This is a genomic window from Sporosarcina sp. G11-34 (genome assembly GCF_026931025.1).
On the sequence record NZ_JAHNZW010000014.1, the window covers coordinates 27,713 to 51,319 of the forward strand.

Below are 23,607 nucleotides of genomic sequence, written 5' to 3' on the forward strand. Positions count from 1 at the left end.
CATGAACTTTGAAACAATTGTTGGGCTTGAAGTCCACGTAGAACTTAAAACAGACACGAAAATATTTTCACCGGCTCCCGCTCATTTCGGCGCGGAACCAAACGTCAATATTCATGTAACAGACTTAGCATATCCGGGTGTTTTACCGGTGTTAAACAAAAGCGTCGTCGATTTTGGTATGAAGGCGGCAATGGCACTGAACTGTGAAATTGCATCTGTTATGCATTTTGACCGCAAACATTATTTCTATCCGGATAATCCAAAAGCGTATCAAATTTCACAAGACAAACGTCCAATCGGTAAAAACGGTTGGGTAGAAATTGAAGTCGACGGGAAAAAGAAGAAAATCCGTATTGAACGCGTACACTTAGAAGAAGATGCAGGAAAACTGACACATACAGATGAGGGATATTCGCTTGTCGACTTGAACCGTCAAGGAACACCACTTATTGAAATTGTGACAGAGGCGGATGTTCGTTCACCAGAAGAAGCATATGCATTCCTTGAAAAACTAAAAGCGATTGTTCAATATACAGGCGTTTCAGATTGCCGTATGGAAGAAGGATCACTCCGTTGTGACGCGAATATTTCGATTCGTCCATACGGTCAAGAAAAGTTCGGAACAAAAACAGAACTCAAAAACTTAAACTCATTCAACTTCGTACGTCGTGGAATTGGATTTGAAGTAGAGCGACAAGAGAAAATCTTGTTGTCTGGCGGTAAAATTGAACAAGAAACGCGTCGTTATGAGGAAGCAACGGGCCAAACTAGCCTAATGCGCATAAAGGGCGAAGCGAATGATTATCGTTTCCTTCCAGATCCAGATCTTACGGACATCTACATCGATGAAGAATGGCAAGCTCGTGTACGTGCGGAAATTCCTGAACTTCCGGACGCACGAAAAACACGTTATATTAACGAACTTGACTTACCTGCATATGATGCAATGGTATTGACATTAACAAAAGAAATGTCCGATTTCTTCGAAGCGACTGTAAGCGCAGGCGCGGATGCGAAACTTGCATCGAACTGGCTAATGGGCGAGGTGTCTGCTTATTTGAATTCCGAACAAAAGGAAATTAATGAAACAGAACTGACACCTGTTGGGCTTACAAGTATGATTAAACTCATCACTGATGGGACAATTTCTACGAAAATTGCGAAAAAAGTATTTAAAGAACTCATTGAAAAAGGCGGAAACGCAGACGATATCGTTAAAGAGAAAGGTCTCGTCCAAATTTCAGATGAAGGCACTCTTCGCACAATGGTTGCGGAAATACTCGATGGTAATGAACAATCCATTATTGATTATAAAGAAGGGAAAGGGCGTGCACTTGGCTTCCTCGTTGGACAAGTGATGAAAGCATCCAAAGGCCAAGCAAACCCACCTCTAGTCAATAAAATTCTCCTCGAGGAAATCGAGAAGCGATAATTTCAAAAGCTCTTAACTAGATGAAAAACTTGAAGCGTTCGTTGTATGACTGCCACAGTCTTATAACGAACGCTATTATAATTCTAGAATTTGATTCGATTCGAAAGAAACCGTACAATTAAATTAAAGGAGTGTGTTGATTAATGAAGACTGAAAAACAATATTTCGATGAAGCAATTTCACTCACACAATATATGGACAAGATGGAACAACATAAAGAAAGCTCATTTCGTATTTATGAACAATTCGAAGTGCCACAGGACGATGAATTTATTGATTTATTGAAAGAGAAAAACCCCGAAATCCTTGTCATTACTGAAGACTGGTGCGGAGACGCGATGATGAACAATCCGGTATTTAGAAGAATTGCGGAAGCGGCAGAACTCGATGTGCGCGCAGTATACCGCGATGAAGATACAGACCTGATTGATCGGTATTTAACGAATGGCGGACGTTCGATTCCGATGTATTTGTTCCTTGGTGAAGACGGGAAAGTAAAGGAAACGTGGGGACCGCGTGCGGCACAGATTCAAGAATACGTCATGGGACTTCGCCAATCGATGCCGCCAGCGGATGCACCGGAGTACAAGGAAAAACAACAGGAGTTTGTTGAGCGGATTTCAGCTGAATATACGTCCAAGCCTGAGTACTGGCTAACTGTTTACGAAGACATTCGAAATAAATTTCTCCCGATATTGCAAAAGCAGTCATAAAAGCAGTTTTGTGCAACATAAGAATTATGGATAACGTCATATAAGTAATCATTTCACAAAAAATGATTACTTAAATATGTGTAAATAGGAAGGAAATTTCGAATGAAACGTGCACGTATTATTTACAACCCTACAGCTGGACGCGAAGCTTTTCGCAAACATCTTGGTGAGGTTCTTGAAAAGCTTGAAATTGCTGGATATGAAACATCTACTCATGCAACTACGAGTGAAGGCGATGCGGTAGAAGCGGCTAAAAGTGCAGTAGAACGAGGGTTTGACCTTATTATTGCGGCAGGCGGCGATGGAACCTTAAACGAAGTAGTTGAGGGAATTAGCCCGTTTGAAAATAGACCGAAAATCGGACTAATTCCGATGGGAACGACGAATGATTTTGCGCGGGCTATACGTATCCCGCGTGATATTAATAGCGCGCTCGATATTATCATCCGAGGTGAAACCGTTCCCGTAGACGTCGGTTTAATGAACAATCGCCATTTTATTAATATCGCGGGTGGCGGACGTTTGACCGAATTGACGTATGATGTGCCAAGTCGATTGAAAACAATGCTTGGGCAACTTGCCTATTATTTAAAAGGAATTGAAATGCTACCATCTATCCATTCGTCACATCTGAAGATTGAGTATGATGGAGAAGTGTTTGATGAAGAGGCGATGATGTTCCTCGTTGGATTAACAAATTCAGTTGGTGGTTTTGAAAAACTTGCCCCAAACTCGAGTTTAAACGACGGGAAATTTACACTTTTAATATTGAAAAAATGTAATATTGCGGAATTCATCCGTGTTGTTACACTCGCTATTCGAGGAGAACATCTAGATGATCCGCTTGTCGTTTCAAGTAAGGCGGAAAAAATCGTAGTCACATCAGATGATAAAGTTCTTCTTAACTTAGATGGGGAATACGGCGGAGTCCTTCCTGCCACATTCGAAAATCTTTATCGACATATCGAAGTCTTTGCTCCACTGGACGAACTCAGAGAACAAGACATTGTACAAAAAAGACTGCCTGCGGAGTAAATCCCACGGGCAGTTTTTTATTGTTTAGATTTTAGCGCATAGCGAGCTAACTAGGCGCTTGCGCTTTTCTTTATTGTCTAGACTTCAGTGGCCAGGCTCTCGGGTCATAAGTCGACTTGGCTATGCGGAAAAAAACCGCTTCGCCAATCCGTCTTATGCCTGTCGAGTCTAGTCAGGCCACTTTCGCTTTTCTCATAACAGCGTAATGGCTTGGTCTTGATTGGCTGCAAGTTTGGGAAGTTCGTGTACGGGAATAAAGCGGTGACAAAATGTCATGCCATCGTCTTCTCCATCACTTTCGACGAGATGTTCCCATTCGGACCGGTTTGGGCCTATATAGGTGAGATGAAAAATTGTTCGCTCATAAAATGTGTTTTTGTTTTTAGGATAAAAACTTGTTTTATTTACTTTCCCTTCCAGTATAAGTTCATCTCTTGGAATCCCTGTTTCCTCCTCTATTTCTCGATAAAGTGCATCGATAATAAGTTCTTCGCTCTCAATGGTACCACCTGGAACTTGAAGCCCTGCTTCGGGGTGTTCTTTTTGCTTAAATACAAGAATCTCCCAATTCGGATCTTCTCCTTTTGTAATATAACCTAGCACTTTTCTTTTGAACTCCATAATATATCACTCCTGATTCCTTGTCTTTCTATATTACGGAATAGTCTGATTAAATGCAAGTCGAAATTTAAAAGTGGTTTGCATAAAAAAAATATCTAGATTGCTGTAGTTATCCGGGAGTATAGTGGGTATAAGATAGAGGAAGGATAGTATTGGAAAGGTCGTGTCGTGATGTATAAAGTACATGAAAAACGCCTCATGTGGTTAGCTTTTATTATTGCGGGAATTATGCTGTTGTCTATTATTGGAAGAGTATTTGGAGGGTGAAGGGGGTTATGTAGTTGGGAAATGAAGAAGCCGTCTTTTTTTCACGCGTTTTAACAGAAACAACATTATCTTTCCATATTATTTACGCGACGATTGGTGTAGGGGTTCCGCTAATGATCATGATTGCTCAGTGGGTTGGAATTAAGAAAAACGACGAGCATTATATTTTACTTGCAAGAAGATGGGCCCGAGGGTTCGTTATTACAGTTGCGGTCGGGGTAGTAACCGGAACGGCAATCGGATTACAATTGTCTCTGTTATGGCCTAATTTTATGGAACTAGCAGGGAATGTAATCGCACTTCCACTCTTCATGGAAACATTTGCATTCTTTTTTGAAGCTATTTTTCTTGGGATTTATTTGTACACATGGGATCGGTTCGAAAATCAGAAAAAACATTTCCTACTGCTGATTCCGGTAGCTATCGGTGCATCGTTCTCGGCTGTTTTCATTACAATTGTGAATTCATTTATGAACGCACCTCGAGGGTTCGATATCGTTAATGGTGAACTGATTAATATTAACCCACTTCTTGCGATGTTTAATCCTGCGATGCCGACGAAAGTTGCGCATGTTGTTGTAACATCCTATATGACCGCGGCATTCGTTCTTGCAGCAATCGCAGCATTTCGTCTGTTAAAAGGATCGAATCATGAATATCATAAAAAAGCGCTTTACTTAACGATGAAAGTCGGATTGATTTTTGCGGTTGCAGCGGCTGTCATCGGAGATTTCTCCGGAAAGTATTTAGCAGAATATCAGCCGGAAAAATTGGCTGCGGCCGAATGGCATTTTGAAACAGAAGGCAATGCACCACTCATTTTGTACGGTGTGCTTGATGATGGAGAAGTAAAGTATGCCATTAAAATACCATTCGCACTAAGTATTCTTGCACACGCCAATCCGGCTGCAGAAGTAATTGGACTTGATCAGTTCGCGGAAGATGAAATTCCGCCACTATATATCCATTATCTGTTCGATCTTATGGTGACAATTGGTATTTGGATGACAGTTTTATCGGGAGTTTTCTGGCTCGGCACCAAGCTACGTTGGAAAATGGTTACGAAAAAGTGGTTTCGTTGGTTGATTGTATTCGGAGGTCCATTGTCTCTATTAGCAATAGAAGCGGGTTGGTGGATGGCCGAAGTAGGTAGACAGCCTTGGATTCTTCGGGGAATTATGCGGACCGAAGATGGGGCTACGACAAGCGGTCATGTTGATACGATGCTTGTGCTTTTCGCCCTTCTTTATTTTGTTCTTGGAGTAGGTAGCGTCGTTGTTCTAAGAAGGATGTTCCGAAACAACCCGGTTGAACGTGAAATTGAAGACCGTGAAATGGAAAAAGGCGGTGATGTGTTATGACGCTCGAAATCCTTGGTATATCCGTTCTATGGGTTTTCTTGTTTGGTTATATACTAATTGGTGCAATCGACTTTGGGGCAGGTTTCTTCAACGCGTATAGTTTGCTAACGGGTCGCCAGCGCATTTTGACGAATATTATTCAGCGTTATTTATCACCTGTGTGGGAAGTGACAAATGTGTTCCTCGTCTTTTTCTTTGTGGGGATTATCGGATTCTTCCCGAAAACAGCATTTTACTATGGAACGGTTCTATTGGTGCCGGTTAGTATAGGGATTATTCTGATTGCCATTCGAGGTTCCTACTATGCGTTTGAAACGTATGGCACACGTGGGCACAAAGGATACTCGTTTATGTACGGTCTTGCAGGGATATTAATCCCGGCATCGCTGTCGATTGTCTTAACGATTTCAGAAGGTGGTTTCGTCACAATGGTGAACGACCATCCTGTGCTCGATTATTGGCTGTTGTTTACGAGCCGGCTGACGTGGGCGGTCGTTGTGTTAAGTATTGCGGCAACGCTCTATATATCCGCTGTGTTTCTCACATGGTATGCAAATAAGGCGCGTGACGTGGAAGCAACAAATCTTCTGCGGAAGTATGCGCTCATTTGGTCGCTACCGACGATGATTACAGCAGGTGGAATTATTGTTGAGTTAAGAAACCATAATCCCGAACATTACAGCAACATCCAGACTTTTTGGCCGATGTTCTTGATTTCTCTACTTATGTTCATTGGAACGGTTTGGCTCATTTGGAAACGTCGTAAGTATGGGCTTGCGTTCCTGTTGCTTCTTGGACAATTCGTTTTTGCATTCTTCGGCTATGGTGCTTCTCATTATCCATATCTGCTTTACCCATATTTGACGATTTACGATAGTTTTACGAATCCAGCGATGGCTATTTCACTAATTGTTGTCTTTATTCTAGGGCTCGGTCTACTCATTCCGTCACTGTATTTACTTATGCGCTTGTTCTTGTTCGATAAAGACTACGTTCGCGGAAAAGGAAAATACCATGCATAAAGGAGGAATGTCCAGTGAATCACTTTCTAATGTTTTACGCGCCATTCATCGTCCTTATCGCCGGACTCGTTCTGGCCTTTATCGTCGCACCTATGGACGGCGCGGTGAAGAAACAAATTGAAGAAGAATAAGAATTGGGCAGGCGTCGATGCGGCGTCTGTTTTTTCGTCTACTACATGGTAAACTATAGACATCAGAAATTTGGAGGAAACCTAATGTCTTATATTGTAAATCGAAATGATCGTTTGAATGTTTTAGTGGAAGATTTGACGCACGACGGAGCCGGAGTTGGAAAAGTGGATGGCTATCCTCTTTTCATCCCGGGGGCGCTTCCTGGTGAAGAAGTAGACGTACACGTGACGAAAACAATGAAAAAGTATGGCTTTGCACGTTTGTTGAACGTGACGAAAGAATCGCCGGACCGCGTTGAACCACCTTGTCATGTGTTTTCTGAATGCGGTGGGTGTCAACTTCAGCATTTGTCTTATGAAGGTCAACTTGTACAAAAAAGAAAAACAGTACGTGATGTGATGGACCGAATCGGAAAGCTTCCACATGTTCCTGTTCATGCGGTAAAAGGAATGGATGATCCATGGCGTTACCGTAACAAATCACAAATTCCGTTCAGTGAACGAAATGGCGATATCGTATCCGGTTTTTACCGGACACGCACACATCATATCGTCGATACGGACGTCTGCATCATTCAAAGTGAAGTAGCTGACGATCTTATGACAGCGCTGAAACAGGAGCTACATGGACTTGGTATTGAGGCCTACGATGAGTTGACACACAGGGGAATGTTGCGGCATCTTGTTGTTCGAAAAGGTCGCGCAACGGGTGAAATCATGGTCGTCCTCGTTACAAATAAAAAGAAGTTTCCACAAAAAGATGCAGTCGTTGAACTGATTAAAAAAGTTGTTCCGAATGTGACGTCGATTATGCAAAACGTCAACAACCAAAAAACAAACGTTATTTTTGGAGAAGAAACCATTTGTCTACACGGCAAATCATTCATTGTCGATTCCATTGGGGACATCGATTTCGAAATATCCGCACGTTCTTTTTATCAAGTGAATCCGGAACAGACAGAAGTTCTTTATGGCCAGGCGTTAGAATATGCACAACTAACTGGAGACGAATCAGTTATTGACGCATATTGCGGCATCGGAACGATCTCGCTCTTCATCGCCCAAAAAGCGAAAGAAGTATATGGTGTCGAAATTGTTCCACAAGCAATCGAGGATGCAAAACGCAATGCAGAATTAAACGGAATGGACAATGCGTACTTTGAAGCGGGACCCGCAGAAGTCGTCATTCCGAAATGGTATGCCGATGGGAAACGATTTGATGTATTAGTTGTCGATCCACCTCGTAAAGGATGCGACGAAGAACTGTTAAATACAATTTTGGAATATAAACCGAAGCGCGTCGTTTACGTTTCATGTAATCCCGGAACGCTTGCACGGGACTTACGTATTCTTGAAGACGGAGGATATCGCACGCAGGAAGTACAGCCTGTGGATATGTTCCCGCATAGTAGTCATGTGGAATGCGTGGCTTGGTTGGAATTGTAATTGTACTTTGGTGCCTGTCGCTCATTCAGTCATGAAAGTTTGAGTGACTGACATCCTATTATAAAAAAAGGGTGAAAATAATATGACGAAAAGTAATAAAGAGTTATCACAAGAACAAAGTGAAGAATTGTTTAGCACGTTGAAAGCCCGTTTTGAGAAAAATATGAATCGCCATGAAGGTCTTGAATGGGCTAAAGTCCAAGAGAAGCTGGAAGCTCATACTGAAAAACTGTGGACGCTCAATGAAATGGAAATAACCGGCGGTGAACCGGATGTTGTTGGGTATGATGTGACAAAGGAAGAATATACTTTTTATGATTGTTCAGCAGAAAGTCCTAAAGGTCGCAGAAGTGTTTGTTACGATCTCGAAGCGTTAGAGTCAAGGAAAAAACACAAACCAGAAAACAACGCGCTAGATATGGCAACTGATATGGGCATTGAAATTTTAACAGAAGAACAATACCGAGAGCTGCAGAAACTTGGAAACTTCGATATGAAAACATCGAGCTGGGTGCAAACGCCTGCTCATATTAGAAAACTTGGTGGCGCCGTCTTCTGTGATTATCGCTACGACACTGTCTTTGTGTACCACAATGGAGCAGAATCCTACTATGCGGCAAGAGGTTTCCGTGGCTCGCTAAAAGTCTGAATCTTAATTTCTTAGTAGCCAGCCCACTTATCTAATTCCAATATTGACTCATCGCCAAAATCTGTTCTTATGCTAAGTAGTCTTATTTTTTATCCACCATGCTAGTTGATTGGAGTGGAAAGCGACCGCCTGCAACGGAAATCAACGGTGGATTAGATTAGTATTTGCTTGTCAAGCACATATTTTGGCGAAGAGCCCAAATATTCATCAAATTGTTGAACTTGTAAACGTTCAAGCTGTAAAAGTTAGTATATGATTTTAGTACGGATATCATTTATGGCTTGGAGTCAGTCAATATGAGAATAAAATAGGAGTGGGAAAGTTTATGAAAAAGGGTTTGCTTATAGCGTTCGGATTATTGCTTAGCCTTATGTTAGTTGCTTGTAACAATAATAGTGTGCCCAGTGAAGAGGGAGCACAGGACATTAAGGAAAAAGTCCATGAGTATAGTGTTGGTGATTTTGGAGAGGTAACCGCGTCCATTACATCACATGAACTGGTTGTGACGGATAATGGGAAGGAGACTTCATTTAACCTTCCAAGCGAAGAGTTTTTCGTTTCAATTGCACCGTTTGTTGAAGTCACACATGAATGTGCGATCCACAGCTTAACAGGATGCCAAGGAGAATTAGTAGAAAAAGATTTCGATGTGTATATTGAAGATGAAGAAGGCAATGTAGTGATGGATGAAACGATTGCATCTTTAGAAAATGGATTTATTGATTTGTGGTTACCACGTGATCAAACATATCAAGTGAAAATCGAGTATGACGGAAAAACAGTCGAATCTGAGATTTCCACTTTTGAAGGCGACAATACTTGTATCACAACAATGCAGTTAACATAATAGAAACAGTTGGATAGCATTCTTATCCAATCCTTTAATTAGAATCGTTAATATGCCAAGGCTGCGTATCACGGTTCTTTTTTCAGGCTAGATTCAAAGCGTTTCTACGAATAGTAGAGACATTTTTTTGAATGTTGATTTGACGGGATTTATTTAAAACTAAATGTACAAAAGTGGTGTTAGTTATGAAAGTTAAAATTGAAAATGAAATAATCGAATTTAATGTTCAGTATGGAAAAGGGAAGAAGCTATCGATTCATATAGACCCGTTTGGTTTCGTGACTGTTAAAGTTCCCAAAGACACGAGTAAAGAAGTTATTGTCAGTGCAATAGAAAGTAAAGGGAAATGGATACTAGAGAAAATCCATGAAATTGGAGTAGCTCGAGAAATCCCACAGGCAAGGGAATATCATGCACAAGGGAAGTTCTTGTACCTTGGGAAAGAGTATTTTCTTCATGAATTAATAGATGGCAGTGAGCTAAATGAAGAGGCACTTAAAAGAGATCTTAAGAAGTTTTATATTAATAGCTGTAAGACGATTGTAGAAGAACGGATAAAAATATATCAAAAACAACTGAAAGTAAAGCCTAAAACCATTGAAATAGTAGAGTCTAAAGTCAAGTGGGGTAGCTGCAGCTCGGATAAAAAGCTAACCTTTAATTATCGTCTAGCGATGGCTCCGATTGAAGTCATCGATTATGTGATCATCCATGAACTATGTCATTTACTTCATATGAATCATGATCGATCATTTTGGAGACGTGTCGGAAGTATTATGCCAGATTATAAAGAGAAGGAAAAGTATTTAGAAAGACATGGACGTGCAATGTCATTTTAAAATAAAGTGTTCTAAACCGTTATAGATCTAGGTTGAATGGCATTTCAAACTATGGTTTAGGATTGTTCCAAATCAGAATAATTATTACTTGCAAAAGTACTACTGTTCTTAAAAGGAACAGCAATGTAGATAACTAATAAATTTCTATTAACAGTAGGACAAACTGTTTGCCTTGTCATGGCGAATGGTTTGTCCTTATTTTATCTGTAAACGCCTTCGGTATACAGGTTAGTGAGTGTAGTGGCGATGTTGTTGATATCGCCCGAAATTTCGTCTAGTACTAGATCCCACATAAGTTGTTCATTCATATAAAACCATCCCCTTGCTAGGAGGGAAGCATCGTCATTTTTTCTAGCTAGACCAGCTTGCTGTACATATGTAATGTCTTTTGTAATGCCGGTAATGAATCGTGTGCGGATATGATTCCACTTTTCGTGAACGATTGCAGACACACCGGTTGCCTCATTTATGAGGCGCATCATGTCTTTTTCTTCGATGGCTAATTGTAAAAATAGACGGGTTTGCCTGTTTATTTGTGCGTAGGCTTCTTGTTTAGTTTGCGGATGAAAAGGAAGATCCGCCACTTCATACATTTGTGTCATAATGTTTTCCATTAGTACGGTGAACAGTTCGTCTTTGTTACGAAAATATAAATAGGCTGTGCCATAGCCCGTTTTTGCATACTCATTAATTTGTGTCATTGTCGCTTTTTGGAACCCTTTCTTCAAGAAAATTATGCGACCAGCGAGTAACAGGTTTTCCCGAGTTTGCAGTGCTTTGAGTTGCCGTTTGGAAGGCGGGGCCGTCTTTTCCATTACTCATCATCCTTTCTAGTTAAAATTCTGTTCTTTGTAGCTTAACGTATAAAAACAATAGTGGCAATTCGGTCAATGATATAGTGTCAGTGACATGATGTCATTGACGAATAATAGCGTGCCCTGTTACAGTAGCAATATAAGGAAAGTTTAGGAGTAGGGGAGTGGACGAAAGTGGCAGTAAATGAACAGCTAACGAAAGAATATGCAAAAAGGTTGGACAAAAAAAATGAGTTAAAAGCGTATCGTGAGGAATTTTACATCCAACCGGATACCATTTATTTTGATGGGAATTCCCTTGGTTTACTATCCAAACGGGCAGAGTCAACGTTGTTGCAATTATTCGATTCCTGGAAGCGGTACGGAATTGACGGTTGGACAAATGGGGATCATCCTTGGTTTTATCTGTCGGAAAGTTTGGGGAAATCAAACGCTCCACTTGTTGGCGCACAGCCAGAAGAAGTCGTTGTGACAGGTTCTACGACAGCAAACTTGCATCAGCTAGTCGCCACGTTTTATAAACCTGAAGGAAAAAGAACTAAAATATTAGCAGATGAATTAAATTTCCCATCGGATATTTATGCATTGAAAAGCCAGTTGCAGTTACATGGCTATAGCCCAGAGGAACATCTTGTTCAAGTGAAAAGCCGGGATGGTCAGACGCTTCAGGAAGATGATATTATTGAAGCAATGACAGACGACATTGCACTTATTGTTTTGCCGAGTGTATTATATCGTAGCGGGCAACTATTGGATATTCAAAGACTAACAGAAGAAGCGCACCAACGTGGAATTTTAATAGGTTTTGATTTGTGTCACTCGGTGGGCTCAATTCCTCATTCACTAAGTGAGTGGGATGTAGACTTTGCCTTTTGGTGCACATATAAACATTTAAATGGTGGACCGGGATCTGTAGGGGGTCTCTATGTGAATAACAAACATTTCGGGACAGCTCCTGGACTTGCCGGCTGGTTTAGTTCGAAAAAAGATAAGCAATTTGATATGGAACATACACTAACTGCCGCCCCGGATGCAGGTGCTTATCAAATGGGAACACCGCATGTACTAAGCTTGGCTCCACTTCTAGGCTCCTTAGCTATTTTCAATGAGGTAGGAATTGAAGCGGTTCGCACACAATCATTAAAACTGACGGATTACTTTATGACATTGATCGATGCGGAGTTAAGTGACTATGGATTTGTCGTATCAAACCCAAGGGATGCAGTGACTAGAGGCGCTCATATCTATTTGGAGCATACAGAAGCCGCTCGAATCTGTAAGGCACTAAAAGAAAATCATGTCATTCCAGATTTCCGCACACCGAACGGCATTCGTCTTGCGCCCGTTGCGCTTTACAATACGTTTGAAGAAATATGGGAAGTCGTTCAAATTCTAAAAACGATTATGAATGAAGAACAATACAAGAAATTTGAGAACAAGCGTGACGTAGTCGCATAAGTTAAGATGCAACTTGCCTACGGGGAGAAGTACTTGTAACTAATTCTAAAGAACCTATTGACAAGTACACAAGCATCTTTATATTTAAAGGAGGCATTACTCATGTCAAAATCAATCGCAAACCTTCATAAAAAGCTCGAAGCAGAAAAGAATATCCATACCGACTTTAAAGATACTATGACTTACGGCGAGTATTTAAACTTGGATTCGGTGTTATCCAGTCAGAATAGGCTTTCCGGGCATCATGATGAAATGCTGTTCATCATTATTCATCAAGTAAGCGAGCTTTGGATGAAACTTACCTTACATGAGATGAATGCAGCTATTCAGGCAATTGAAGCGGGAGAGATGCAATCGGCATTTAAAATGTTGGCACGTGTGACCAAGATTCAGTCACAAATTATTCAGGCATGGGACGTGTTGTCTACGATGACACCTGCTGAATACTTGGAGTTCCGTGATGACCTTGGGAAAGCGTCTGGTTTCCAATCGTATCAATACAGACAGATTGAATTTGCATTAGGCTATAAAACAGCTCATATTCTTAAAATATATGAGAAAGACCGCGAAGTACATGAAATACTGAAAAAAGCATACCATGCACCAAGTATTTATGACGTTGCCATTAAGGCACTTGCCCGAGCAGGATTTTCCATTAACCCCGAATTATTGACGCGTGATTATTCACAGACGTATAGTGGGGATCCGACTGTCGCAGCGGCATGGGAGGAAGTATACCGAAATGTCGATAAACATTGGGAGTTGTATCAGCTTGCCGAAAAGTTAGTCGATGTGGAAGACTGGTTACAACAATGGCGTTTCCGTCATATGAAAACCGTAGAACGGATTATCGGTTTCAAAGTAGGAACTGGAGGCTCTTCAGGCGTGAACTATTTGAAACAAGTATTGGATCATCAGTTCTTCCCCGAACTTTGGGATTTACGAACAAAACTATAAAAGTAAGCATGGAATTCATCGCCAGACTAGGGGTAGCTGGTGGTGGATTTTACATAAAAAAACGGGTGTGAAGTGGGGGATGTCTGATGGATGAAAGAAAAGATCAATGGTCATCGAAATTAGGATTTATCTTGTCCTCGGCGGGGGCGGCCATCGGGCTAGGCGCAATATGGAAGTTTCCATACGTAACAGGGATGAGTGGCGGGGGAGCCTTTTTCCTTATCTTTGTCGCGTTTACATTATTAATCGGGCTTCCGATGCTTATATCTGAATTCATCATTGGAAGAGGATCGGGTAAAGAAGCAATTAGCGCTTACAAAAAACTTGCTCCAGATAGTTTATGGGTTTGGGTAGGTCGTCTTGGAGTTGTTGGTTGTTTCTTGCTCTTATCTTTTTATAGCGTTGTAGGCGGATGGGTGCTAATATATAGTGTTTTATCAATTCCTGGAAAAATTATTAGTGAAAGTGCAAACTACCCGGAATTATTTGGCTCAATCATCGGTTCACCGTGGATCACGATATTGGGGCTACTCGTGTTTACACTTGCAAATGTGCTTGTCATTTCTTCGGGAGTTCAAAACGGGATTGAGAAAGCAAATAAATATATGATGCCTTTGTTATTTGTATTCTTTATCATCCTTGTTGTGCGTTCTTTGACGCTCGAAGGTGCTATGGAAGGGGTCAAGTTTTTCCTATCACCTGACTTTTCGAATATAACAGGTCAATCAATATTATATGCATTGGGACAATCGTTCTTTTCACTTGCTGTTGGATTTTCTTGTATGGTTACATACAGTTCCTATTTAAAGAAAGATGTAAGCCTTACCTCTTCCGCAGGGACTGTTGTTGGGCTGAATATTTTTGTGTCATTATTGGCAGGTCTTGCAATTTTTCCTGTTGTTTTCGCTTTCGGATATGAACCGGCAGAAGGGCCTGGTTTGTTATTTATCGTTTTACCTTCAGTCTTTTCTCAGTTGCCATTAGGCGGATTATTTTTAAGTTTATTCTTACTGCTGTTCCTATTCGCAACTTTAACTTCTTCGTTCAGTTTATATGAAATTATCGTTGCAGCGATTACGGCAAGTGGCAAAAGGTCACGAAAATTTGCAGCTTGGTTGACGGGTTTAGTCATCTTTTTTGCAGCGATTCCGGCGGCTTTGTCTTCAAGTAGTCTTTCTGGGTTTACAATTTTCGACAAAAGTATATTTGACGGAACGGATTATCTTGTAAGTAACTTGATGTTACCATTTGGCAACTTGTTAATCGCCATATTCATCGTTCATAAGATGGACCAAGTACTTATAAAAGAGGAATTCTATTTAAGTAGTAAAGTATCGCCTGTGTTATTTTCAACGTGGTCGATTTTAATGAAATGGATAGTACCTGCTACAATTATCATTGTCTTTTTGAATACGCTTGGCATTATTTAAAGCGAAAATGCTAGTTATGCAAACACGTTAAATTTGTTTGCATACCTGGCATTTTTTAATCTTTTTATCGACATAATTCCAACGAATGTTGTATAACGAAACGAATGAAACTAAAAGTGTGTTTATAGTTTTAGAGGAGGTTATAAATTGAAAACGAGAATCATAAATGCATTCATTGAAGAAACGCGAAATAATGGCATTAAGTTCACGATGGATGACTTAGTCAGGCGGCTTGGAATTAGTAAGCGTACGTTATATGAGCATTATTCATCCAAGGTCGATATTCTTGATTCGATTATCGATATAACACTTGAAGAGTTTGATGAACAGGCACGCCGTATTATTGAAAATAACGAACTTACACTGTTGGAAAAAATAAGTAAAGTAATTGTTGTCATGCCAAAATATAATGAGTTTTACGATCTCCGTATTTTGGAGCAATTGAAACGAACGTATCCCGCGCAGTGGGAACGAGTGGATCGGGAACTGCACCAATGGGAAGAACTACGGGGGCTTCTTGAAGAAGGCATCGATACGGGGCTCATTGTAGACAGAAACGTTGACTTGCTCTTAAAACTTATTATCGATGCTGCAAATGCAACGCTCGATAGGCAGTTTTTTTTAGATCATAGTATATCTGTAACAGAAGCGTTTGAGACCATTGTAGAAGTGTTTTTAATGGGGATTGTGAAGAGGGAATAATCGTCGACATACTGGCACATTATATGCCAGTCTATTTTTATAACGAAATAAACTATAAAAACTAAAACCGTTTCCTTGTTTCAGGAAACGATTTAGCTGAGGAAGAGGAATAATTATGGGGAAAGAACAATCAGTAAACCGCCTAGATACGGAATCCGTCGGAAAATCATTTATGAGGTATTTAATCCCTTCGACGATTGGGATGCTTTTAATGGCTATCAATATCGTAATCGACGGAATCATGGTAGGAAACCGTTTGGGCCCAGTCGCCCTTGGTGGGGTTGGTATTTCGGTTCCAGTCTATACGCTATTCGTAGCGATGTCGCTATGGATTGGAATCGGTGCGGCGACGCGCTATTCCGCTGCGATGGGGGCTAAACGACCAGAAGAAGCACGCGTTATATTTTCACATGCGGTGGTATCTATATTTGTTTTGACGATAATTATTGGGCTTTTTGCGTTTCTTTTTAGGACAAAACTTGCGTATTTATTAGGTGCGAATGCGGATACATTTCCGTATGTTGCGGACTATATGAAGGTCATGTTACTGTTTGGATTTGTCTTCACGATAGAAAATGCATTTAGCATTTTGGTGAGGAATGACGGTGGACCAAACTTATCAATGATTGCACTTATTACAACATCGATCGTTAATATCGTTTTGAATTATGTATTCCTGTTCGTGCTTGATTATGGAGTAGCGGGTGCGGCTGCAGCGACAGTCATTGGTGCATTTGTCGGACTTCTTATCTTGAGTACACATTTTTTCGGGAAGAAAAGTAACTTGCGTTTCGTTCGCTTCAAGTTCGATCGGAAGCTTTTCTTAGTTATATTAGTTATTGGATTCCCAAGTTTTCTCGCCGAAATTGGATTTTCGGTCTTTACAGTTTCGCATAATATCACATTTGAACGACTTGCCGGAACCGCTGGTGTGTCTGCATTTACGATTTTGAATTATGTTCATAGTGTTATGCTTCTTCTATTTTTAGGAATGGGGGCAGCAATTCAGCCGTTAATCAGTTACTACTATGGTGCAAGAAATAAGGAGAAAATGAGGAAGACGTTACAAATGGCGCTTAAAACATCAGTAGGAGCGGGTATTCTCTTTTTCCTTATCGGTTTATTTGCATCCGCACCGATTGCGGGCTTGTTCGGTGATTTCCCAGAAGAAGTGATGGCTCTTGCCATTCCGGGAATCAAACTATTTTTTATCGCTTATCTGTTCATGGGCATGAACTTTGTTATGATGACGTACTATCAATCCATCGGACAAATCCGGATGGCAACGTGGATCACTGCATCTAGAGAAATTGTCATTTTGCTTATCCTTCTTGCTATCCTACCGAAACTACTTGGCGTGACAGGTGTCTGGCTAGCTATACCTATGTCGGAATTCATCGTACTGCTGACGATTTATTATTATCATAGAAAATGGAACAGCTAATTAGTGAAGATTACGGTGTGATTTGGATAGAATAAACATAGGAATAAGTTACAAGATTCCATTATTCAATTAAATGAGATAATATGAATATGTAGTGGAATAATACAAAATAACTATGCTAAATTAGTAATTGTTAGTATGGACTAAATTGGGGAAGAGGGGAAAAATAAGTGGAAGGAGGAATGGGCATTGAATGAAAAACTAGAAAAGTTGCGTATGGGATGGCTTGACGAAGCAACAATCCAAGAGATGCAAGTGAAAATGAAAACAGGTGAGTTAACAGCCGAAGAATTGACACTTATGTATATGGAAACGATTTCGCATCGTAATCAGAACATCAACGCTGTGCTAGAACTTAACCCTCAAGCGGTGCAAATTGCTAAAAGTTTAGATGTGGAACGAAAAGAAAAAGGGCCACGGTCTTTATTGCATGGTATTCCAGTACTGTTGAAAGACAATATTGGTACGAAGGATATGATGCATACAAGTTGTGGTTCATTAGCATTGGAAAACTATTACGCGGATAAAGATGCGTTTCTAGTGACAAAGTTACGTGCTGCCGGCGCGATTATTCTTGGGAAAACGAATATGACAGAATGGGCAAATTTCATGTCAGATCGTATGACAAATGGCTGGAGTTCACGAGGTGGACAGGTGAATAATCCGTATGGGTTGTTTGATGTCGGAGGTTCAAGCTCCGGTGCTGGGGCGGGTATTGCGGCAAATATGGCGGCGGTAGCAATCGGGACGGAAACGACGGGTTCTATACTCAATCCATCTGCACAAAATTCACTCGTCGGTATTAAACCGACAGTCGGGTCTATTAGCCGCACGGGAGTCATTCCCCTTTCTATTACGCAAGACACACCGGGTCCAATGGCTAGAACTGTTGAAGATGCCGCGCTTACATTTGGTCTGCTAACTGGTGTTGATCCCGAAGATCCCGTAACGATGGGTTCATCGAAGTTTGATGTCATTGATTGGGACGAAGTTCTTAATAAAGAAGCGCTTAAAGATGTCCGAATAGGTGTAGCGCGAAGCATTTTTGAAAGGGAAGCATCTACGGAACGTTTGATGCTCTTCGAAGCCGCACTTCAAAAACTTAAAGCGGCGGGTGCCGTTATTATCGATCCTATTGATCTTCAAACGATGGAAAATGACCTTGGTTATAATGTCCTGCTATACGAATTTAAAGCCGCTTTGAATGCGTATTTGGGGAAAACGCCAGCAACAAATCCAATTCGTCAGTTGTCAGATGTAATTCGATATAATCATGAACACCCGAAAGAAGCACTAAAGTATGGACAGGCAATGTTGGAGAGAGTGGAGCGGACAAGTGGAAAGCTAACGGAACGGGCATATATCGAAGCGCTTACCCGAAATCGCCATTTGTCGGGAGAAATTGCACTTGGAAAAGCCTTGGATGAACATAATGTCCAAGTGCTCGCATTTCCACAGGATCATGGGTGTAGTTTCGGTGCCGCTGCTGGGTATCCATCGGTTACTGTGCCGGCCGCGTATTCAGAATCAGGGGAACCATTCGGCATTACATTTTCAGGAAAAGCGTTTTCTGAACTTGAGCTAATTAGTTACGCGTATGCATTTGAACAACATGTCCAAGCACGACGAAAACCATAATTTCTAGGGGGAAATTAGATGAAACCAAAGGTATATGTAACATATCCAATTTCAAATGAGGTCGAAGCATTTCTTTCGAAAAGTTGTGACGTTCAGAAGTGGGAAGGAGATGGGGAAATCCCCCGGGACCTTCTTTTAAAAGAAATTTCAGATGTGGAAGGGTTATATACATCACGTAATACGGGCGGTGTTGTTGACGAGGAACTACTAATTAATGCGCCCAATTTAAAAGTTATAAGTACCGTATCTGTTGGATACAATCATTTCGATGTAGAAGCGATGAACAAACACGAAGTCATTGGAACCAACACGCCAGAAGTATTGGATGAAACAGTTGCGGACTTGGCTTTTTCTTTAATTCTATCGACTGCGAGACGTATCGTAGAATTAGATCGTTACGTAAAAGAAGGCAATTGGCAATCGGATACAAAGTATCAAGAGACATATGGGAAGGACGTACATAGCTCCACACTGGGCATCATCGGTATGGGACGAATTGGTGAAGCGATTGCGAGAAGAGCAAAATTCGGATTCAATATGGATGTCCTTTATTATAATCGGAATAGAAAACCAGAGGCTGAGGAAAAGTTCGGTGCTGAGTACTGTGACTTGGAATCATTATTAACACACTCTGATTTTGTCGTTTTAATGACGCCACTAACGCCTGAAACATTTCAAATCATAGGTGCAAAGGAATTTAAGCTGATGAAAGAATCGGCAATTTTCATAAACGTATCTCGTGGTCAAACTGTAGATGAAAATGCACTTATTCAAGCTTTGGAAAACAAAGAGATATACGGTGCAGGTTTGGATGTATTTGAACTAGAGCCTGTTGAAGTGGATAATCCATTACTGAAAATGCCAAACGTCGTTGCAGTCCCTCATATTGGGTCAGCGACAGCAAGAACAGAAGAAGCGATGGCTATGCGTGCTGCCGAGAATACGGTAGCTGTATTAACCGGAAAAGAACCGATTGATCGAATAAGTTGAAAATAAAAGTATTGCAACTAAAACGATATTGTTTTAGCTTGTAATACTTTTTTATTTGCATCTTGACAGTACCTTGAAAATATTTTAGTGTTATGTCATACGCTATATCGCAATGCGTAATAGTGAACTGTTTAAAAAGGGCGGTGTTTGTGATGAAGTATACGGGTGGGCCAATGACCGAGGCGATGTACTATGTATTATTAACGCTTATGAATCCGAGTCACGGCTATGGGCTGATGAATGCAATTGCGGAGGTTTCTAATGGAAGAGTGAATATGGGCCCTGGAACGCTCTACGGGGTTCTTGCACGCATGCAAAAAGAAGGGCTCATAGTATTGATGGAAAGTGATGGCAGGCGAAAAACGTATGAAATTACATCCGGCGGTGAACAAGCTCTACGCCATGAATACAGTCGGTTGCAGGCATTAATAAAAGACGGAAAAGTTTTGAAAGAAGGTGAAATGAATGAGTAGGACGGTTCGAAAATTTCTTGCTGGTGATAGTTGGCGTATCGGGGAGCATGAAAATTGGTTTTCAAATATGGCACTGGACGGACTACATTTGAAGAAAGTAGGCTTATTATTTGCCCATTTTGAAAAAGGTGAACCTAAAGATACAAGATATAGAATTGATACATCATCAAATAAAACCGTTTCGGAAGAGGAAAAAGAGTTCTATAAGGAAAATGGCTGGGAACATATTTCAACTTTTGGTGAATTTAATGTGTTTTCATCCCCAGCAGAATTACATGTACCCGAATTACATACGGACCCGGCTGAACAATCTTATACGCTAGAGAATTTAGACAAAAAGTTGCGGACAAATACATATATTCTTGCCGTATTGAGCGCGCTTGCTTTAGCGGTGTATTCGATGCTCTGGTTTTTTTACAAGGCGCCTACGCTTGCTTTGGTTGAAGGAGAAGGGGTTCTTTACGTATGCTCACTTCTCGTGTATGCCTACGGAATGTATGTGATGCTTCGGGGGACTTTGTCTATACGGAAATTGAGGGCAACGCTTTTGGCAGGAAGCCCAATCAACCATAAAGCCCCTTGGAAAAAGCATTACAGAATCAATCAAATCGTTACAACTACAATTCTTGCTATCGCCGCTGTTTCCGCAGTGCTTCCTTGGGTACAACTCATCATGCAAAAGGAAGAAACGTTGCCTTTAGGAGAAGTAGACTTCCCGATTGTCCGACTCGCGGACATTGAGCAAAATTCCAGCTTCGTCCGAGATGAAATCCTTGATTCTAGAAGTGTGGATATAGGAAATCGTATTATGTACAATTGGAGCCTGCTTGCGCCGATTCAATATGAAACAAACGAACATGGTATTGTTCCTGACCAAGTTTGGAAAGATGGTAGTACATATTCACCTGGTGTGACCACGCTTATGTACAAACTTCGTTTCCCTTCGCTGAAAGAAGGGCTGATTTCAGATTTGATTGCTAAAAATGATGTTTTCTTTGCTGAAGAGGATGTAGAAAGGCTGGAGAGTAAAGTTTTTGATATCCTTATCATTCGTGAAGACGATGGATTCAAAGAAGTATTTGCCGGAAAAGGAAAAGGCGTCATCTACGTAAGCTACTTTGGATTAGAAGATATGGATACACTTTTAAAAAATGTAGAAGAAACAATCGTTTTGATAGCTGAATAAGACTTTACGAGGACAAGAGGCGGACAGAATGCTATGAAAAAGCTTTCTATCTGCTTTTTTTGTTGTCGTTAAAATGGACAACTAGACTTTTCAAGTGGATGGATCGGAATGATAAGGTGTCCCTGTGCATACTATATAAAAACCGCGCCCTAGATGGAGGGATTCAATGGACATATTAAATAAAGTGAAAAGCTTTCGAGAAGAAGAAAACAGGCTTCAATGGGAAGGCACTTTTCAGGAATACTTGGACATTGTAAGAGAAAGAAAAGAAGTCGCACAAACTGCACATTCACGTGTTTATAATATGATTAAAAGTTCAGGTTTAACTGAAAAAAATGAAGCTAAAATGTATCACTTTTTCGGGAAAGAAATATTTGGACTTGATGAGTCTATCCAAAGGCTTGTGGAGGAATACTTTCATCCTGCCGCGAAAAGGCTCGATGTTCGCAAGCGAATTCTTTTATTAATGGGTCCCGTAAGTGGTGGGAAATCTTCAATTGTGACATTGCTGAAGCGTGGTCTTGAACAATATTCCAAAACAGATGAAGGCGCGGTTTACGCCATTAAAGGGTGTCCAATGCATGAAGATCCACTGCACTTAATACCTACGCATTTACACAAGGCCTTTTTCGAAGAGTATGGAATTCGTCTGGAAGGTAGTTTGTCGCCGCTGAATACGATGCGTCTTGAACAAGAATATGATGGTCGGGTAGAAGATGTCCTGGTGGAACGTATTTTTTTCTCGGAAGATAAACGAGTCGGTATTGGAACGTTTACGCCTTCCGATCCCAAGTCGCAAGATATCGCCGATTTGACGGGAAGTATCGACTTTTCTACGATTGCCGAATTTGGGTCTGAGTCAGATCCACGTGCATACCGTTTTGACGGTGAATTTAATAAGGCCAATAGAGGGATAATGGAATTTCAAGAGATGTTGAAGTTGGACGAGAAATTTCTTTGGCATTTATTATCACTAACGCAAGAGGGAAATTTCAAAGCAGGTCGATTTGCGTTAATTAGTGCCGATGAACTTATTATTGCCCATACGAACGAAACGGAGTACCGCTCCTTTATATCAAATAAAAAGAATGAAGCCCTTCACTCAAGGATTATTGTAATGCCGATTCCTTATAATTTAAAAGTACACCAAGAAGAACGGATATATGAAAAAATGATTAACGAAAGTGATATGGCACATGTTCATATTGCCCCGCATGCACTTAAAGTGGCAGCTATATTCTCCGTATTAACAAGATTAGAAAGCCCTAAAAAACAAGGGGTCGATATTGTTAAGAAAATGAAACTATACGATGGGGAAAGTGTCGAAGGGTTTAATCAAATAAATGTAGAAGAATTGAAGAAGGAGTTTCCGAACGAAGGGATGAATGGAATTGACCCGCGGTATGTCATTAACCGAATTTCTTCGGCAATCATTCGGAAAGAAGTCCCTGCGATTAACGCATTGGATGTCTTGCGCTCTTTAAAAGACGGGCTCCATCAGCATGCATCTATTTCGCAGGAGGACAGAGATAAGTATATCAATTACATTGCAATTGCTAGAAGAGAGTACGATGAAATTGCTAAAAAAGAAGTTCAAAAAGCATTTGTTTACTCGTATGAGGAATCTGCAAAGTCATTAGTGGATAATTATTTGGACAACGTGGAAGCGTATTGTAATAAAAACAGAATGAGAGATCCTGTAACAGGTGAAGAAATGAACCCGGACGAAAAACTTATGCGCTCAATTGAAGAGCAAATCGGTGTTTCTGAAAACGCCAAAAGAGCATTTAGAGAAGAAATTCTAATTCGAATCTCTGCCTATGCGAGAAAAGGAAAACGTTTTGATTACAACTCTCATGCACGTTTACGGGAAGCCGTTGAAAAGAAAATGTTTGCCGATTTGAAAGATATCGTTAAAATTACTACTTCTACCCAAACACCCGACGAGTCGCATCTTAAAAAGATTAATGAAGTCGTGGCGAGCCTCATTGATGAATATGGCTATAACTCTATTTCAGCGAATGAATTATTACGATACGTTGGTAGCTTGCTTAACCGATAGGAACAGTAAAAAAACAAGACTGATAAAGCATTGGTCTTGTTTTTTTATCTAAATTAACTATATAGGTTGAACTAAAGATTCAAACCTGA

General features: G+C 40.7%; 22 protein-coding genes. 20 read left to right on the top strand and 2 right to left on the bottom strand.

The genetic code is table 11. The features are described from left to right. Position 1: 1 nt before the first annotated feature. From gatB to KSU66_RS17165, 3 genes are all read left to right on the top strand, one after another. Positions 2 to 1,432, top strand: a complete 1,431-nt coding sequence (gene gatB / locus KSU66_RS17155; protein ID WP_269052685.1) for an Asp-tRNA(Asn)/Glu-tRNA(Gln) amidotransferase subunit GatB — start codon at positions 2 to 4, stop codon at positions 1,430 to 1,432. A 143-nt stretch (positions 1,433 to 1,575) separates the two neighbouring features. Beyond that, positions 1,576 to 2,145 (top strand): thioredoxin family protein, encoded by a 570-nt coding sequence (locus tag KSU66_RS17160; protein ID WP_269052686.1) that lies wholly within the window; start codon positions 1,576 to 1,578, stop codon positions 2,143 to 2,145. Between the two features lie 102 nt (positions 2,146 to 2,247). Next, complete coding sequence (locus KSU66_RS17165; RefSeq protein ID WP_269052687.1) at positions 2,248 to 3,180, top strand: diacylglycerol kinase; 933 nt, start codon at positions 2,248 to 2,250, stop codon at positions 3,178 to 3,180. A 192-nt stretch (positions 3,181 to 3,372) separates the two neighbouring features. Here KSU66_RS17165 and KSU66_RS17170 read toward each other — a convergent pair whose 3' ends face one another. Next, complete coding sequence (locus KSU66_RS17170; protein WP_269052688.1) at positions 3,373 to 3,801, bottom strand: NUDIX hydrolase; 429 nt, start codon at positions 3,799 to 3,801, stop codon at positions 3,373 to 3,375. 281 nt (positions 3,802 to 4,082) lie between these two features. On the opposite strand from KSU66_RS17170, the gene KSU66_RS17175 reads away from it, so the two are divergent. The 7 genes from KSU66_RS17175 to KSU66_RS17200 all read left to right on the top strand — a co-directional run bounded on the left by KSU66_RS17175 (position 4,083) and on the right by KSU66_RS17200 (position 10,363). Next, positions 4,083 to 5,429, top strand: coding sequence for a cytochrome ubiquinol oxidase subunit I (locus tag KSU66_RS17175; protein ID WP_269052689.1), 1,347 nt, complete (start codon positions 4,083 to 4,085; stop codon positions 5,427 to 5,429). Continuing rightward, positions 5,426 to 6,451, top strand: a complete 1,026-nt coding sequence (locus tag KSU66_RS17180) for a cytochrome d ubiquinol oxidase subunit II (protein WP_269052690.1) — start codon at positions 5,426 to 5,428, stop codon at positions 6,449 to 6,451. The genes KSU66_RS17175 and KSU66_RS17180 overlap by 4 nt, the downstream gene beginning before the upstream one ends. A 14-nt stretch (positions 6,452 to 6,465) precedes the next feature. Further along, a complete protein-coding gene (gene cydS, locus KSU66_RS21465; RefSeq protein ID WP_443029004.1) occupies positions 6,466 to 6,582 on the top strand; it encodes a cytochrome bd oxidase small subunit CydS in 117 nt (38 codons plus the stop codon). Between the two features lie 84 nt (positions 6,583 to 6,666). After that, positions 6,667 to 8,028, top strand: a complete 1,362-nt coding sequence (rlmD, locus tag KSU66_RS17185) for a 23S rRNA (uracil(1939)-C(5))-methyltransferase RlmD (protein ID WP_269052691.1) — start codon at positions 6,667 to 6,669, stop codon at positions 8,026 to 8,028. An 82-nt stretch (positions 8,029 to 8,110) separates the two neighbouring features. After that, positions 8,111 to 8,677, top strand: a complete 567-nt coding sequence (locus KSU66_RS17190; RefSeq protein WP_269052692.1) for a DUF4256 domain-containing protein — start codon at positions 8,111 to 8,113, stop codon at positions 8,675 to 8,677. 325 nt (positions 8,678 to 9,002) lie between these two features. After that, positions 9,003 to 9,524: a CueP family metal-binding protein gene (locus KSU66_RS17195; protein WP_269052693.1), complete on the top strand. Its 522-nt coding sequence runs from the start codon at positions 9,003 to 9,005 to the stop codon at positions 9,522 to 9,524. A 185-nt stretch (positions 9,525 to 9,709) separates the two neighbouring features. After that, a complete protein-coding gene (locus tag KSU66_RS17200; protein ID WP_269052694.1) occupies positions 9,710 to 10,363 on the top strand; it encodes a M48 family metallopeptidase in 654 nt (217 codons plus the stop codon). A 200-nt stretch (positions 10,364 to 10,563) separates the two neighbouring features. Here the strand turns inward: KSU66_RS17200 and KSU66_RS17205 are convergent, their stop codons facing one another. After that, positions 10,564 to 11,178 (bottom strand): TetR/AcrR family transcriptional regulator, encoded by a 615-nt coding sequence (locus tag KSU66_RS17205; protein WP_269052695.1) that lies wholly within the window; start codon positions 11,176 to 11,178, stop codon positions 10,564 to 10,566. Between the two features lie 174 nt (positions 11,179 to 11,352). Here KSU66_RS17205 and kynU point away from each other — a divergent pair, with 174 nt between their 5' ends. The 10 genes from kynU (at position 11,353) to KSU66_RS17255 (ending at position 23,518) form a co-directional block, all read left to right on the top strand. Further along, positions 11,353 to 12,636 carry a kynureninase gene (gene kynU, locus KSU66_RS17210; protein ID WP_269052696.1) on the top strand — a complete coding sequence of 428 codons (1,284 nt, stop codon included), beginning with the start codon at positions 11,353 to 11,355 and terminating at the stop codon, positions 12,634 to 12,636. Positions 12,637 to 12,738: 102 nt separating this feature from the next. Then, complete coding sequence (kynA, locus tag KSU66_RS17215; protein WP_269052697.1) at positions 12,739 to 13,593, top strand: tryptophan 2,3-dioxygenase; 855 nt, start codon at positions 12,739 to 12,741, stop codon at positions 13,591 to 13,593. Positions 13,594 to 13,679: 86 nt separating this feature from the next. Beyond that, on the top strand, positions 13,680 to 15,023 hold the full coding sequence (locus KSU66_RS17220; protein ID WP_269052698.1) for a sodium-dependent transporter: 1,344 nt from the start codon (positions 13,680 to 13,682) through the stop codon (positions 15,021 to 15,023). A 147-nt stretch (positions 15,024 to 15,170) separates the two neighbouring features. After that, positions 15,171 to 15,725: a TetR/AcrR family transcriptional regulator gene (locus tag KSU66_RS17225; RefSeq protein ID WP_269052699.1), complete on the top strand. Its 555-nt coding sequence runs from the start codon at positions 15,171 to 15,173 to the stop codon at positions 15,723 to 15,725. 115 nt (positions 15,726 to 15,840) lie between these two features. Further along, positions 15,841 to 17,169 carry an MATE family efflux transporter gene (locus tag KSU66_RS17230; RefSeq protein ID WP_269052700.1) on the top strand — a complete coding sequence of 443 codons (1,329 nt, stop codon included), beginning with the start codon at positions 15,841 to 15,843 and terminating at the stop codon, positions 17,167 to 17,169. A 189-nt stretch (positions 17,170 to 17,358) separates the two neighbouring features. After that, positions 17,359 to 18,807 (top strand): amidase family protein, encoded by a 1,449-nt coding sequence (locus KSU66_RS17235; RefSeq protein ID WP_329958845.1) that lies wholly within the window; start codon positions 17,359 to 17,361, stop codon positions 18,805 to 18,807. Positions 18,808 to 18,825: 18 nt separating this feature from the next. Then, positions 18,826 to 19,797 (top strand): 2-hydroxyacid dehydrogenase, encoded by a 972-nt coding sequence (locus KSU66_RS17240; protein WP_269052701.1) that lies wholly within the window; start codon positions 18,826 to 18,828, stop codon positions 19,795 to 19,797. A gap of 152 nt (positions 19,798 to 19,949) precedes the next feature. Then, a complete protein-coding gene (locus tag KSU66_RS17245; RefSeq protein ID WP_269052702.1) occupies positions 19,950 to 20,270 on the top strand; it encodes a PadR family transcriptional regulator in 321 nt (106 codons plus the stop codon). After that, positions 20,263 to 21,456: a DUF2812 domain-containing protein gene (locus KSU66_RS17250; RefSeq protein WP_269052703.1), complete on the top strand. Its 1,194-nt coding sequence runs from the start codon at positions 20,263 to 20,265 to the stop codon at positions 21,454 to 21,456. Before KSU66_RS17245 ends, KSU66_RS17250 begins: the two co-directional genes overlap by 8 nt. A 166-nt stretch (positions 21,457 to 21,622) precedes the next feature. Beyond that, positions 21,623 to 23,518 carry a PrkA family serine protein kinase gene (locus tag KSU66_RS17255; protein ID WP_269052704.1) on the top strand — a complete coding sequence of 632 codons (1,896 nt, stop codon included), beginning with the start codon at positions 21,623 to 21,625 and terminating at the stop codon, positions 23,516 to 23,518. The last annotated feature ends 89 nt before the right edge of the window (positions 23,519 to 23,607 follow it).